This window comes from Aliiroseovarius sp. S1339 (genome assembly GCF_023195695.1).
In the GTDB taxonomy this organism is placed as follows: Bacteria; Pseudomonadota; Alphaproteobacteria; order Rhodobacterales; family Rhodobacteraceae; genus Aliiroseovarius.
In genome coordinates this window covers 18,624-33,135 of record NZ_JALPQG010000010.1, presented here as the reverse complement: position 1 = coordinate 33,135, position 14,512 = coordinate 18,624, and the positions used below count along the sequence as shown (strand labels likewise).

Annotated in this window: 10 protein-coding genes; 6 read left to right on the top strand and 4 right to left on the bottom strand. The window is 58.0% G+C overall.

What is annotated here, in order from left to right; genetic code table 11:
- Nucleotides 1-57 precede the first annotated feature (57 nt).
- Nucleotides 58-1,887 carry a NapC/NirT family cytochrome c gene (locus tag MUY35_RS14625; RefSeq protein WP_248369907.1) on the bottom strand — a complete coding sequence of 610 codons (1,830 nt, stop codon included), beginning with the start codon at nt 1,885-1,887 and terminating at the stop codon, nt 58-60.
- A 104-nt stretch (nt 1,888-1,991) separates the two neighbouring features.
- Nucleotides 1,992-3,668 carry a cytochrome D1 domain-containing protein gene (locus tag MUY35_RS14620; RefSeq protein WP_248369906.1) on the bottom strand — a complete coding sequence of 559 codons (1,677 nt, stop codon included), beginning with the start codon at nt 3,666-3,668 and terminating at the stop codon, nt 1,992-1,994.
- A 469-nt stretch (nt 3,669-4,137) separates the two neighbouring features.
- Between MUY35_RS14620 and rfbF the strand changes: the two genes are divergently transcribed.
- Together rfbF and MUY35_RS14610 are read left to right on the top strand one after the other, a co-directional pair.
- Nucleotides 4,138-5,049, top strand: a complete 912-nt coding sequence (gene rfbF / locus MUY35_RS14615; protein WP_248369904.1) for a glucose-1-phosphate cytidylyltransferase — start codon at nt 4,138-4,140, stop codon at nt 5,047-5,049.
- Nucleotides 4,949-5,974, top strand: coding sequence for an SDR family oxidoreductase (locus tag MUY35_RS14610; RefSeq protein WP_248370000.1), 1,026 nt, complete (start codon nt 4,949-4,951; stop codon nt 5,972-5,974). Before rfbF ends, MUY35_RS14610 begins: the two co-directional genes overlap by 101 nt.
- Before the next feature lie 48 nt (nt 5,975-6,022).
- Here MUY35_RS14610 and MUY35_RS17200 read toward each other — a convergent pair whose 3' ends face one another.
- Nucleotides 6,023-7,087: a glycosyltransferase gene (locus MUY35_RS17200; RefSeq protein ID WP_248369903.1), complete on the bottom strand. Its 1,065-nt coding sequence runs from the start codon at nt 7,085-7,087 to the stop codon at nt 6,023-6,025.
- Nucleotides 7,088-7,384: 297 nt separating this feature from the next.
- Complete coding sequence (locus tag MUY35_RS14600) at nt 7,385-8,515, bottom strand: NAD(P)/FAD-dependent oxidoreductase (RefSeq protein ID WP_248369901.1); 1,131 nt, start codon at nt 8,513-8,515, stop codon at nt 7,385-7,387.
- Nucleotides 8,516-8,700: 185 nt separating this feature from the next.
- Here MUY35_RS14600 and MUY35_RS14595 point away from each other — a divergent pair, with 185 nt between their 5' ends.
- The 4 genes from MUY35_RS14595 (at nt 8,701) to MUY35_RS14580 (ending at nt 14,424) form a co-directional block, all read left to right on the top strand.
- Complete coding sequence (locus tag MUY35_RS14595) at nt 8,701-9,297, top strand: hypothetical protein (protein ID WP_248369899.1); 597 nt, start codon at nt 8,701-8,703, stop codon at nt 9,295-9,297.
- A gap of 15 nt (nt 9,298-9,312) precedes the next feature.
- Nucleotides 9,313-10,965, top strand: a complete 1,653-nt coding sequence (locus MUY35_RS14590; protein WP_248369897.1) for a hypothetical protein — start codon at nt 9,313-9,315, stop codon at nt 10,963-10,965.
- A gap of 217 nt (nt 10,966-11,182) precedes the next feature.
- Nucleotides 11,183-11,752, top strand: a complete 570-nt coding sequence (locus MUY35_RS14585) for a VPLPA-CTERM sorting domain-containing protein (RefSeq protein WP_248369895.1) — start codon at nt 11,183-11,185, stop codon at nt 11,750-11,752.
- 224 nt (nt 11,753-11,976) lie between these two features.
- Entirely contained in the window at nt 11,977-14,424 is a 2,448-nt protein-coding gene (locus MUY35_RS14580) for a tetratricopeptide repeat protein (protein WP_248369893.1), read from the top strand.
- Nucleotides 14,425-14,512: the final 88 nt, after the last annotated feature.

Sequence of the window (14,512 nt, the reverse complement as noted above, 5' to 3'; positions counted from 1 at the left end):
TTCTGAACCTCGGATCAATGACGCTGCGGCCGGTTGGGGCGGCCGCAGCGCAGTTTGTTATTGCTTGACCACGTTAATCGCGGCGTCTGGATTGTCCAGCGCAAGGCTGGTGTCCAGCGTTACATGGTGGAAACGTGCCGCTGTGAAGTCATCGTGGATCGCGAAGCCGACCGTGTAGGTCTTGCCTGCTTCCAGCGCGACATCGCCTTCGCCACCGACCAACGGCCGCGAGAAGGTGACCGTCCAGGTGCCATCGGCAGCCAAGTTGGCCTCGCCCGCCATTTCACCGTCATTCACCACCCGGTTTTGCAGAAGATAGCCGTTTTCGGCTGTGCCATCTGCATAGACGCGCATCAGATCAAGGAAGGTGCCATCGGCCAGAAGCTGGTCGATTTCAGCAGGATCTTTCACCTTGTCCCAGCCACCCAGCGCCTTGTCACCGCGACCTCGGATCTCGATGTCAGTGCGGCTTTCGGACAGGTACTTGGTGATGGTGGTGTCGGCCTGAAGTTGGGCGGCCACATCACCGCTGGCGGCGATCGCGTCCGCTTCCGGTGCGAAAGGCATATAGGTGTTGTCGGCGTGGCAAGATGCCCAGCAGCCCACTTGATCACCCATTTCGATGCCAGTTCCCGCGATCATCATGCCAACCTTGACTTGGTTGTCCGGGTCCATCTTGCCGCCGTCAACAAACGGGGCAGGGGTGTGACCTGCATCCATCCATTGCAGGCGGAAATAGACGTTTTCATCGTCATATGTGGCCTTCAGGGATGCTGCGATCGTGCCGCGCTTGCCGGGGATCGGGGTCGGCTCCAGCCCACCTTCGTCTTTGCCAGCGACGATCTTGTTGCCGATGGTTTCAAGCTCTTTGGCGTGACAGGTCGAACATTTGTCGCCACCTTTGGTCAAAGGCCGTGCGCCACCATGGGTTTTGCCGTTCTGCACCCATTCAAACGAGGCTTGACCCGGATAGAACAGCGTCATGTCGGTTGCTGCAACAGCATCCCAATCGACATTGGCACCGACCGTGCCACCGGCGCTTGCGCCACCAGAGTCACCGGTGTCACCACTGGCGGGCGCATCCGCTTCGGAGCCTGCCATTTCGGCTTCGACCTTGGCGCGTTCATCGGCGCGTGCGGCCTCAACCGCGGCCATGACACGCGCCTGAGCGGCGTCAGATTCGGCTTTGCGTGCAGCTTCTTCTTCGGCTTCCTTGGCCTCGACCCGGGCAAGGCTGTCCAGATAGGCTTGCGGAATCTCGCGAATGAACTTCGGGTTCGGCGCTTCCAGCGCTTCCAGATAATCTTCGTCCGCACGGCTACGCGCGTCCGAGTGCGCAATACCTTTGTGGCAGTCGATACAAGTCTGTCCGGTTTCCATCGCGTTCAGGTGCTGCTGTCGCGCACGGGGGGCTTGAAATTCGGGCATCATCGAATCGAAGTGGTGACAGTTGCGGCATTCGCGGCTGTCAGTGGCCTTCATCCGTTCCCATTCGTTCATCGCCAGATGAAGACGCTTGGCTTCAAATTTCTCTTCTGTGTTGATGGTCCCGACCATTTTGCCCCAAAGTTCCCTTGAAGCTTTGATCTTGCGGATCATCTTGTGGGTCCAGTCCTTCGGGACGTGGCAGTCTGAGCAGACCGCGCCAACGCCCGAGCGGTTCACGTCGTGAATGGTGCCCTGGTATTCTGCATAGACGAAATCTTCCATCTCGTGACACGAGATACAGAAATCTTTGGTGTTCGTTGCTTCCATGGCGGTGTTGAAACCACCCCAGAAGATAATGCCGGCGACAAAGACGCCCGCGATACCGGCAAGCGGCATTCCCCACAGGAAATACCGGCGCCAGATTGGCTTTTTCGGGTCGCTACCGTTGGTCTGGGACATGTCCAGGCTCCGTTCTGGCTTCGTGTTTGGTCCGTGCTCAGACCAGTCATTAGAAAAGGGGCGGGCGCTGTGCCCGCCCCCTTGGGTTCTTTTTCAACTCACCCTTAGGTGACGTGGTTCGACCGGTTGAAGACGTTGAACTTGCCGGTCGGGGCAAACAGACCCTTCACGCGGGCTTTTTCTTCCAGCGTCTCGGCGTCGTAGATCACGATCTCACCGTTCGGCTCAAGCGAGTCTGCCAGGTTCCAGTTCGACACCCAAACTTCGGTGCCGTCTGCGTTGAACTCGAAGTGCACAGCGGCGTGGCCTTCTTGTTCTGTCAGCTGGATCGTTTTCACGATTTCACCTGTCTCTTTCGAGATGACCTGAACAGATTGCTGAATTTCAGGCTCGGGGTGTTTTGTCTGATCCGCCCAAACATACTTGGAGTTCGGGTGGGTCCGGACAAACAGGCCAGCGCCGTCAGTTTCAACTTCGTAGCAGGTTTTCCAAGCTTCGTCCGGGCGACCTTCGGGGTCGTTGCCCCAGACCGTCACAGTGCCAACACCCAGGTGGGTGGTGCCTGCAACCGGGCCACAGTTCGGGTCGATCCAGTTGGCGCCGGGACCGGGGTGCGGCAGCGCGGCAACGTCGATCATGGCTTCCAGCTTGCGTTCCTTGGTGTCGACAACAACCATCTTGTTCGAGGCGTTCGCCGCGATCTGGAAGTAACGACCTGTCGGATCAAAGAACCCATCGTGCAGGAACTTGGCCGAGTCGATCTTGTCGATCCGCAGGTTTTCCAGGTCGGAGTAGTCAACCTGCCACATCTGCCCCAGCTCTTTCACTGCAACCAGCCAGCTGGTTTCATTGGGCGTGGTGTAGATGGCTGCCACACGGGCTTCTTCCACATAGTCGCCGTCCACGTTCACGCCGCGGGTCGATACGACCTTCAGCGGTTCCATGGTCACAGCATCCGCGATCACGAAGTGCGGAGGCCAGTAGCCGCCACCGATGACGTATTTACCATCGCCGGATACGGCAACGTCACGTGCGTCATAGGCAACTTTGACTTCGGAAACCAACATCTTGTCCGGTGTTTGCCACAGGTCGATCTTGGTCATCTTGCCGTCGCGGCCCATCGTGTACCAGAAGCGGCCGGGCTGTTCGGGTTCGGTGATCTTGTGGTGCTCTGACGCTTTGATCACGTGCACGGCATAGCCGGTCGGGATGTGTGTCAGCACCTCTTTGGTGTCACCGTCAACGATGGCAACTTTACCAGCGTCACGTTCGATGACGACGAAGAAGTTTTCCCAGTTGCGGCCATGCAGCGGCTCGGTCGGGTAGTCGGCTTCTTCGACATAGACCTTGCGGGTCTCTTTCATCTGAGCCAGCGACATTTCTGGCGGCTTGGGCGGATCCATTTGGATATAGGTCGCCATGTCTTTGATCTGCTCCTCGGTCATAATGTCCGAGAAGTTGTTCATGCCGCCTTCGGTGCCCCAGGTAATAATCTTTTCAAGACGTTCCTGGCCGAGTTTAAGCGTGCCGCTTTCTGTTACCGTGCCATCGTCGGCAGTGGTTTTCACAACCGGTTCAAGGCTTTTGCCTGTCGCGCCCTTACGGAGCACGCCGTGACAACCGGCACATTGTTCAAAATAAAGTTGCTTCGAAGCATCAAATGCTTCTTCGCTGAGGGTCGGACCTTCAGCCATTGCTGGCAGAGCGACGCTGCCGAGCATCATGGCTAAGCCAATCCCTAGCGAGCTGCGGATATTCTTTTGGGTGGTTCCAAGTGACATGATCACTCTCCATTTGCTTGGTGAGGCAATGTGAAGATGGCGGGAACGGGCGGCGCGCGTCTTGATATATGTCAACGAAACTCACGAAAAAGAGAGGTTGGCAGCTAAATCATTGTTTTTGCAATGCTTGTATCCGTGCGGCACTTTATTTTCCCACGATGCGTTACGGTCCGCGCGGACAACAGGGCGTCTTGGTGGGCGCAGGGTGGGCGGCCGTTGAAGGAATCGAGTTCGACCGCTCTGCCGATCACGGGTCATCAAGCACCGGGATGCTTCGGGGCGGGAGTCTTCGGCCTGCCAAGCTTGTGTTTTCTCTAATGTTATTGTCCGCTCATGTGATGCTCGGTATAAGGGAGCAAGATCATTTTTTGTCGCCAATGGCTGCGTTCGCGCAAAAAGTTGGGAGATTTTTTATTTAGGTGTTAGTTGTATTTTTTAGTAAGGCGCAGGTTTTTTTGAGGAGGAAATATTGAAAACGGTAATTTTTGCGGGCGGTAAGGGATCGCGGTTGATTGAAGAAACCCACGTTCGCCCGAAACCGCTGGTCGAAGTCGCAAACCGGCCAATTTTATGGCACATTATGCAGCATTATTCGACCTATGGGCACCACGACTTTGTGCTGGCGCTTGGATATATGGGCGATCAGATCAAGAAATATGTATCAGACCTGTGCCAATATAGCGGTAATTTGCGGGTGGATTTTGAAAATCGCGAATTGTTCGGTGAACCCGAAGGCAACGAACATGATCAAGCCCCTGTCCCGCCGTGGACGATTGATCTGATTGATACGGGCATTGACACCATGACCGGCGGGCGTCTGGCGCGGCTGGAACCCTATCTGGGTGGCGAAACCTTCATGCTGACTTACGGCGATGGCGTCTCGAATGTCGATGTTGACGCATTGCTCGCGTTTCACAAGTCGCACGGCAAACTGGCCACGATGACGATGGTGCGCCCGCTGACCACCTTTGGCCATCTGTCAGTCGAAGAGGACGGGCAGGTCAATGGGTTCGAAGAAAAGCCTGAAACGGCCGTGGACTGGATCAACGGTGGTTTTTTTGTGTTGGAGCCTGAAGTCTTCGACGCTGTCGCCGATGTGAATGGCGACGAGATTATGTGGGAAGAAGGCCCGCTGCCCAAGCTCATGGAAATGGGCGAGCTGATGGCATATCGTCATCCGGGCTTTTGGTATTGTATGGATCACCTGGCGGACAAACGCCGGCTTGAGGAGATGTGGAAAAATGGTAACAGACCCTGGGCAACATGGGAAAACGAGACGAGTGCTTCTAACGGGGCATCTCGGTTACGTGGGGACGGTCACCGCCCCGGTATTGGCCGCGGCGGGAATCCAGGTGACTGGGTGCGATATAAATCTCTTTGACCAAGCAGATTTTTCGCCCGGTGGCGATGTTCCGGACATTCCCAATCTGGGCAAGGATATTCGCGATCTGACGGTTGATGACCTGCGGGGTTTTGATGCGGTCGTTCACTTGGCGGCGCTGTCCAATGACCCGCTGGGCAAGTTGCGCCCCGGATTGACGCAAGAGATCAACCACGAAGGCACTGTCCATGTGGCACGCTGCGCGAAAGAGGCGGGGGTTTCACGCTTCGTCTTTGCCTCGTCTTGCTCGAACTATGGCAAGGCGGGCGAGGGGTTGGTGGACGAAGGCGGCAAGCTGAACCCGCAGACCGATTATGGCGTGTCCAAGGTGTTGGCGGAACGCGATCTGAAGCCGCTGGCGGATGATAATTTCTGTCCGGTCTTCCTGCGGTTTGCGACAGCTTATGGCGTCAGCCCCCGGATGCGGTTCGACATCGTGTTGAACAACCTGATCGCGCACGCTTACACCACTGGCAAAATCCTGATGATGTCGGACGGCACGCCGTGGCGCCCCATTATCCATGTTGAGGATATGGCGCGTGCTTTCTTGGCCGCGCTTGATGCGGACGCCGATGCGATCCGGGGCGAAGCGTTCAACGTGTGCCGAACGGAAAATAACTATCAGATCAAAGAGCTGGCCGAGATTGTGGCAAATACTGTTGACGGGTCCAAGATCGACTATGCGTCTGACGCGGGGCCCGACAACCGATCCTATCGCGTGAGCTCGGCCAAGATCGAACGTTTGATACCGGGGTTCGAACCGGTCTGGGACGCCAAGCGCGGTGCGCAGCAATTGTATGACGCGGTCAAATCATACGGCCTTGTGTCCGAGGATTTTGAGGGCCGCAAATACAAACGTCTGGCCCAGTTGGAAGCCTTGGTCGCCGAAGGGCGGCTGGACGACGAATTCCGCATGGTCCGCTGATCCGGGCCATTCATACCCAATCCGGGGCGGCGTTCGCGTCGCCCCGACCTATTTGTCGGGCGCCTTTTCGACCATCTTGACGCGTTCGGCCAGCGCCGCACGGCGGTCCTCCAGCTTCGGGTGGGGGGTCAATCCGGCCAGTTCCAACACTTTTTCCCAGCGGTGAAGATGGTCGTGACGGGTCAGACACTCGGTCATATTACGCGCACGGATGGCCGCACAGCGCGCCGGATCTTCGTTTAGCTTGGTGATGATGTCGCCGATCTGCGGGCAGTCATAAGGCGCGTCGATCACCGCGTCTTGCCAGCCGATATGTTCGCGGAAGGCGTCGCTGTCGATCAGGTTGCCCAACACGATGGCCCCCGCCGCCAACCCTTCCAGATAGCGCAGCCCAAATTCGACCTGCTGGCCGCGTTCCTGCGTGCGTTCGACCTTGGCAATATACGAGCAGAAGTATTTGGCGCGCTTTAACTGTCCGATGTAATTGTCTCTGTGCGCACGATAATCCTGCATGATGGCGCGACCGGAAATTGTTTCATAGGAATAGAAGAACCCGCCTTGGTCTGCGAACTCGATCAGTGCCTTGTGGGTGTTCGGGTGCGCCACGCCGATGCTGAGCATATCAATCGCGCGTTGTGGTGGGTTGGGATAGGGACAGAACCGCATCATATCCACGCCCCAAGGTAGGTACAGAACAGGGACGGATAGTTTTTCGCGCAAGGCTTGCGCCGTTTCGACGAACGAGCAGATCACATGGTCAAACGCGTTCAGTTGATCGACAAGGGAGGGGATTTGATCCAGCCGTTGCAGCCACAGCTCTTGTATCCAACAAATCGCTTTGGTTGATCTGTCGCGCCATCCCTTCAGGGACGACAGGAAATGCAGATCTTCCAGATGCGCGACGCTGTAAAAAAACAGGTCATAATCCTGTTTGAATTCTACCGACCGCAACCCGCACGGCAATCGGCTGGCGTGTTGTGTCAGGGCGGACAGTGATTTTTTCGATTTTAACAAGGCTCGTGCATAAGGAAGCGTCGTCGGCTGGAAGACCTCGGCGGCGTCAAGCGCTTCGCTGATTGTGTCTTCAAATTCATAGCCATGTGATCGGGACACATGATTTTCGAAATTTCTCAATGACAATAACGCGACACGAGGTGCGTCCGGCTCAATCTGCGATGCGGTCAAAATAACCCCCTGCATATATTCAAGCGTGTCTTGGAATGGCCAGCATTCAACTGGCGATCACAATAATAATATTCGTTTTCACGTAAACCATGCAGAAAAAAGACTGCGATATCAACAAAATCGACCGAGCCCCTGCTAAAACGGATATGGCGCAGGGGTTCGTATGTTTTTAAGCGCCCGATTGCGTTGGGGCAAGCCTGTTGTTTTTTCGCGCGAAGCCGCGGGTCAGCGTTGATGCGCCAGCAAACCGGCCACATGGTCCGCAATCGACAAGCATGAGGTCAGGCCCGGAGACTCGATCCCGTGCAGGAAGACATGCGGTCCAAGCCCGTGATCATCCGGCCCATCAATCTGAAAGTCCGGGTAATCGGCCCCCGCCACTTTGGGACGAACGCCGGCATAGCCGGGCACAAGATCGGCGTCCGTGATCGCGGGCCAGTATTGCCGGATAGCGTCGGCAAACGCAGCGCGCGCGTCCCCGCTGACGCCGTAGTCGATGTCGGCCGGATTGCTTGTGTCCAGCCATTCGGTATCGGGGCCAAATTTCGCCTGACCGCCCAGGTCAAGCGTCAGGTGAACGCCCAGCCCGCCATCTGCCGGCACTGGATAGATCAGTCGGGAAAACGGGGCTTTGCGACTGAGCAGGAAATAGTTCCCTTTCACAAGGGCCAGATCGGGCGGGGACGGCAGGCCGTCGATGGATTGCATCAGTTTGGACGTCCAAAGCCCTGTGGCGTTGATGAAAGATCGCGCGCGCAGGCGCACGGGGTCTTCGCCATGGACATCAAGCGTCACGCGGCCGTCTGTTTCCAGCTTGCCGCCGGTTATTTGGGCGCGAAGCGCGGTTGTAGCCCCGTGGGCCTCGGCGTCGCCAAGCAAGGACAGCATCAAAGCGTGGCTGTCCACTATACCGGTGGATGGCGACCACAAGGCGGCTTGCACGCGCAGGTCCGGTTCCATCTGCAAGGCCGTCTTGGCGTCCAGCAACTCAAGGTCGTCAACGCCGTTTTGGCGCGCGCGGTCTGCGATGCCTGACAGCCGCGACACCTCGCCTTCGCGAGATGCCACGATCAGCTTGCCGCACCGTCGATGCGCCACACCCCTGTCTGCGCAATAGTCGTAAAGAAGGGTCTTGCCCCGCACACAATGGCGCGCCTTCAGCGACCCGTGATCGTAATAGATGCCGGCGTGAATAACCTCGGAATTGCGGGCGCTGGTTTCCTCGCCAATATGGGCGTTTTTTTCCAAAAGCCAGACCTCGCGCCCCGCCATAGCCAGCGCGCGGGCAATCGCGATGCCAATGACTCCGCCACCTGCAACCACCGTGTCGACGTCGTAAATATCTAAAGGTTTCATGATCTTGGCGTATCCTTGATGCGGTCGGGGGCAGGGCGCGCCGACCGTGACGATCAAATTAGGCAACCCCAGGGCATTGGTCAAATCGCGCCTTTATGCGGTCAATCCACGAGGCAACGGGCGAGGATTGTAGTAATATGAGCGGATTACCGTGTGATTCTATTTTATTTGAGAAGCCGGACCTGATGCCAGCAACCCCGAATGTCTATTGGACGTGCGCAAAATCGACGTGGAACCCTGTTATCGGCGACCCGACCGCCTTGGGGTGGCTGACCACGGGCCTGTTATGTGTCGCGGCCTATCTGTCGCTACGTTGTGCACGTTCGCCGGTTTTCACGGGAACCGAGCGACGTTTTGAGCGGTGGTTCTGGCTGTCCACGGCCGTGTTTTTGGTGCTGCTTACGCTGAACAAGCAGCTTGATTTGCAGACCTATCTACTGGCCGCGGGTCGGTGCATCGCGCGGGCGCAAGGCTGGTATGGCGCGCGCCGTGGCGTGCAGCTTGTTGCCTCCGTCATCGTGACCGGGATGGTCGGGGTCTGGGTGGTGTGGATCGTAATCGGCCTGCGCCGGTCGCTGGCACATATGTGGTTGGAGCTGTCGGGCGTCGTCGCGTTGGGGCTGTTCTTTGGGCTGCGTCTGTTCACAGTGTTCCATGTGGTGGATGACGTGTCATTGGACGCCGCGTCGCGCCTTTTGGAAATGGCTGGCCCGATCCTTTTGATCGTTGCGGTCTGGCAGGTTTGGCGGCTGCATGGCCAGTTGCCATCATTGCACCGGTGATGTTTGGGGGAGATTATGAAAACGCCTCGCACAATACGCAGCGTGCTGCCGGTCGCGGCGCTTGTTTTGGGCCTATTTTCATGCGTCAGCCTGCCCGGGCAGGCGCAAGACCAGGTGCAAGACGCGGAGGAAACCAGCCCTCAGCCGGTGGTCGTCAATGGCGGGGTCGCCTATGTCGCGCCGGTGCATTTGCCGCCCCCACCGCTGGCCACGCGCCCCACTGTGCAGGTCACGTTTCCCAACCTCAAAAACGCGCCGGTGCTTGGCCGCCACAAAGAACTGCCCGGCCATAAACTGCTGGCCCAGTTGGTCGCGCGCGGGGCGGCGGCGGGCAATCGCGGCGATTTGTATGAGAACCGTGATCGCGGGCATTCGCGACTAAAATTGGCAGGCCATCCGCAGTTGACCGAATTGCTGTATCACCCTTTGCTGCGCGACCAGAACATCGACTATGGCCCCGCTGTGGGCTTGTTGTTTGACGCGCCGGTCATCGGCAATTCATCCACCGCCCTGACCCGAGGGCCCTTTACACGATCCCTGCCGCGTCTGGTTTTGACCGGCATGGCGGGTGGCGGTTTGGGCGATGGCGCGGAGGCGCTGTATCAGAACTATGTGACCGGTCAGATCCATGTCTATCCGTCATACAGGGATCACGAACCGGGCGGCACCGATATGTTTCCGGCCAATACACCTTATTATATCATTTCGCAGGGCTCCTCAGGCTCGGATCAGCCGCATCTTGAGGCATTGGCAATGATCCTTGCCGCCTTCCGCCCCACGACCAAGGCGCGGCTGATGGAAGCGGGGTTGCTTGCGCCAACCGTGCAGATGGTGTTTCGCCGCAGCCGCGATCAGGTCAGCAGTCGCGGTGATTATCGCGCCGCCATCGCCCACCCCACCGTCTTTCCGTCGCGTGGCCTGAACCTAGGGCGGATGGTGGCGCTGGCCAACACGATCAAGCCGGAAGACATCCCCCCCATGGTCCGTTTGTCGGTGCTAAGCGAACCTGTCGCGCAGCCGGGCGTTGAGATGTTCGGCGACGGCCTTAGCGAACGGCTGTTTGACACGCCATCCGCCATCGCGCGCATCTGGCGCAGCCACCGCTTTGAGCGCGAGATGGTGCTGAGCGTCGAAGACACCAAAGACCCGAATGATCGCCCGCTGACCTTTGACTGGGTGCTGTTGCGCGGCGACGGGCGGCAGGTTGATATTGACGTGCTGGACGAGGCTGGAACCTCGGCCCGGATCACGCTGGGCTGGCAGGGCGCCAATGTCGTGGCGGGATCGCCTGATATGTCATCAACGCGGGTGGATATCGCGGTGATTGCCAATAATGGCGTCCACGACAGCGCGCCCGCGTTTCTGTCTGTTCAACTGCCGGGTCACGAAACGCGCCATTACGCTCCGGGGCCGGACGCCCGCATGCGGATTACCCGCCTTGTGCGCACCCCCCGCGATGGCGCAGTCTATGACCCCTTGCTGTTTCCGCGGACAGAATGGGCCGACGATTTCACTTATGACGGCGCGGATATGACCGGCTGGCGGCGGCGCTCGGAATATGGGGATCAGACGTTTGACACGACGGGTCGCGTCGAGGGCCAAACCCCCAAATATCCTGTGATTGAGGGGCGACGCGGCCTGCCAACGGTCTTTCAGCAGACGCGCTGACAGTCACCCATTGTTTCGCCTTATTACACAATGTTAGCTTATCGCCCGGACAGGTCACACCTAAGGGTTTGAAAAATCGCATTCTTGCCATTTTCCTGTCGAATTTGCCTAAATTTCTGGTGACACTCGCTCGGCCGCATGGTAATTTTTCCGTGGTGGTGTATTTTGCACGAGTGATATTTAGTATCAAAAATTTATTACGAAGAAGGGGAAAAAAATGAAGAAACTTCTAGCAACTGTAGCAGTCGTAGGTTTCACCGCGACGGCCGCAAGCGCTTCAACCGTTGTCGATCTGAGAAGCGGTGGTGACGTAACCTCGCTGGGTCAAATGGGTTCGTTCAAATCAGGCTATGTTTCGGGTTCAATCGACCCGTGGCGCCGTGGTCCGTTCAATGACTATCTGACACAAACCGGGGGTGGCCTTGGTGTGTCGGGTTGGGGTGACAACACCGCACAACTGGACGGTTTCCTTGACGAGGCGATCACGTTTACGTTCGACAAAGCGGTCCGTCTTGTGTCGGTCACGTTCTCGTACTTCCGCGGCAGTGATGACGCTGACATTTATGTCAACGGCAGCAAAGTTGCCAACGAATCTTCGAGCAACCCGTATTACTTCGGTAATGTCGAAGCGTCGTCGTTCACGATCGCCGCTGATGGTTACTACGACCGGTTCCGCATCAAAAGCTTCACCGTCGCACCGGTTCCGCTGCCTGCAGCTGGTTTCCTGCTGCTGGGTGGTCTGGCCGGGCTTGGTGCCCTGTCGCGCAAGCGTAAAAAAGCCGTTTGATCCTCTGGATCTAACGACAGGAAAAAGGGCCGTTTTCACGGCCCTTTTTTCATGCCGCCTCTCATCTGGGCATTGTCAGGTGCGGGCGGTCGGGGTTGAATTTTCGCGCCCAGCCACGCCACGAACCTGTTTGCGCAAAATGACTTGTATAGATATGTGTTATAGACACATTTGATACGCTGCACGCGGCCCGCGTGCCCAATAATATTAGAGCTTTGTAACCCATGACCCATCGCATCCTTCCCGGCATTTTTCTGGCCTGCGCCCTGACTGTTCTGTCAAGCTGCCAATCGGCAGAAGAACGCGCCGAAGACCATTTCAAAGCCGCGCTTGCGCATATGGAAAACGGCGATACAGCGCGCGCTGTTGTCGAGTTTCGGAACGTCTTTGACCTGAACGGACAGCACCGTGAAGCGCGGCTTACATATGCGAAGATGCAGCGCGATAGCGGCGAGGTCGCCGAGGCCTACGGCCAATATCTGCGGCTGGTCGAGCAATACCCGGATGATCTGGAAGGCCGCAAGGCGCTGACGGACATGGCGTTGGAAAATGGCAACTGGGACGAGCTGCGCCGCCACGGCGAATACGCCGCCAAACTTGCGCCCGATGACCCGAACGTGCGGGTGGCTCTGGTGGCGTTGGCCTATCGCGATGCCGTTCTTGCCGGAGATGAAGCGGCGCGCGTCAAGGCTCAGTCCGACACGCTTGACTTGCTGGCGCGCGATCCCGCTCATCCGGGGTTGCACCGTCTTGTGATTGACGACTATGCCCGGCTGAAAGACTGGTCCAACGCGTTGAAGGCGGTGGATGCGGCGCTGGAACATGAACCCGATGCGCTTGATTTGCTGCAAAAGAGGCTTGGCATTCTATATGCAACCAACGACGCCCTTGCTGTGAAAGAGCAATTGACCGAGATGGTCAAAACCTTCCCTGAGGACGAACAAATTCTGGCAGCGCTTGTGCAATGGCACATCTCGCGCGGCAACATCGACCAGGCCGAAGCCCTGTTGCGCGACCGCGTCGATCCGCAGGACGAAAGCCCCGAAGCCGGGGCGACTTTGATCCGATTTTTGTCCGAATTCCGCGGTAAGGATGCGGCCAAAGCCGAACTGGACAAGATGATTGCCGCAGGCGGCCCGCATGAGGCGTTGCATCGGTCGCTGCGTGCCTCGATCAACTTCGACACGGGTGCGCGCGATGATGCAATTGCCGAAATGCAGACCATTTTGGACGGCGCGGAGCCTTCCGAAAACACCGATAATGTTAAGGTCGGCCTTGCGCGGATGCTCGACATTACCGGCAACCCGGTCGGTGCCCGCGCCCTGATAGAAGAGGTGTTGGAACGCGATTCCACCCATTCCGAAGCTTTGAAACGTCGCGCTGAATGGCTGATCGAAGATGATCAGACGGGCGACGCGATCATGACCTTGCGCGCAGCCTTGGCCGACAGCCCGAATGATCCCGAGATCATGACCCTGATGGCGCTTGCGCATGAACGTGACGGCAACCAGGATCTGATGTCGGAAATGCTGGCCCTTGCGGTCGAAAATTCGGGCAACGGCGCTGCGGAAAGCATGCGCTATGCCCGCCACCTGATATCGCAGGGCAAATTGCGCCCCGCTGAAGATGCGCTGTTGGGTGCGCTGCGCGTGCAACCCGATAACGTGCAGATTCTGACGGATCTGGGGCGTCTTTATATCGACATGCAGGATTGGGGGCGCAGCGAGCACGTTGCCAAAACCCTGCGAGGGTTTGATCGCGAAGACACAACCGAGATTGCCAACAGCCTGACCGCGCGCAAGCTGGCCGCACAGAACCGCGATTCCGAACTGACGGCCTTTCTGGAATCGGTCGCGTCAACCAGCGACGCCGCCGATAATGCCGATATTGCCATCATCCGACGCCTGCTGGAACGCGGCGACACGAAAGAGGCGTTGGCCCATGTCGACAAGCTGCTTCAGGCCACGCCGGATGCACCGATGCTGCGTTTTGTGCGTGCCTCGATCCTGGCGCAAAGCAATCGCGTGGCAGAATCGCAAGCCATTTTCAGCGCCCTTCTGGAGGAAGACGACCAGCGGCCCGAGACTTGGGTCGCCCTGTATCGCCTGCAACGCAGCAGTGGCGACCAAGACGCTGCCATGACGACGCTGGCCGCCGCCCGCGCCAAACTGCCTGACAACGCCGAGCTGATGTGGATCGAAGCCGGAGAGCTTGAGCAGGCTGGCGATATCGACGGCGCGATCACGGTCTATGAAACCCTTTATGCCGCCGACAGCAGCAACCTGATTGTGGCCAACAACCTTGCCAGCCTTCTGGCCGATCACCGCGCTGACACCGAAAGCCTTGAACGCGCCTATGTGGTTGCACGGCGGTTGCGTGGCACTGATGTGGCACCGTTTCAGGACACCTATGGCTGGATCGCCTATCGCCTGCAAAACTATGACGAGGCGGTCGCCCATCTGGAACCCGCCGCCGCTGCGCTGGACACAAACGCGACGGTGCAGTTTCATCTGGCGATGGCATATGCCGCGGCGGGTCGCACAGACGACGCATTGGCACAGTTCGACAAAACCAAAGCGATGCTGGATCCCGCCAACCTGCCTGACTTCGCCGCCACCATCGACGCCGAAGTGGACCGCCTGAAGAACCCGCCGCCGGAGGATGCGAACTGACCTGAAACCGATTTTGGCGCGGGCGGTGATGCATGTCGGAATTGGTCGCCCTGCCGCCCCAAATCGTTTCTAGATTGCGAACAACCGC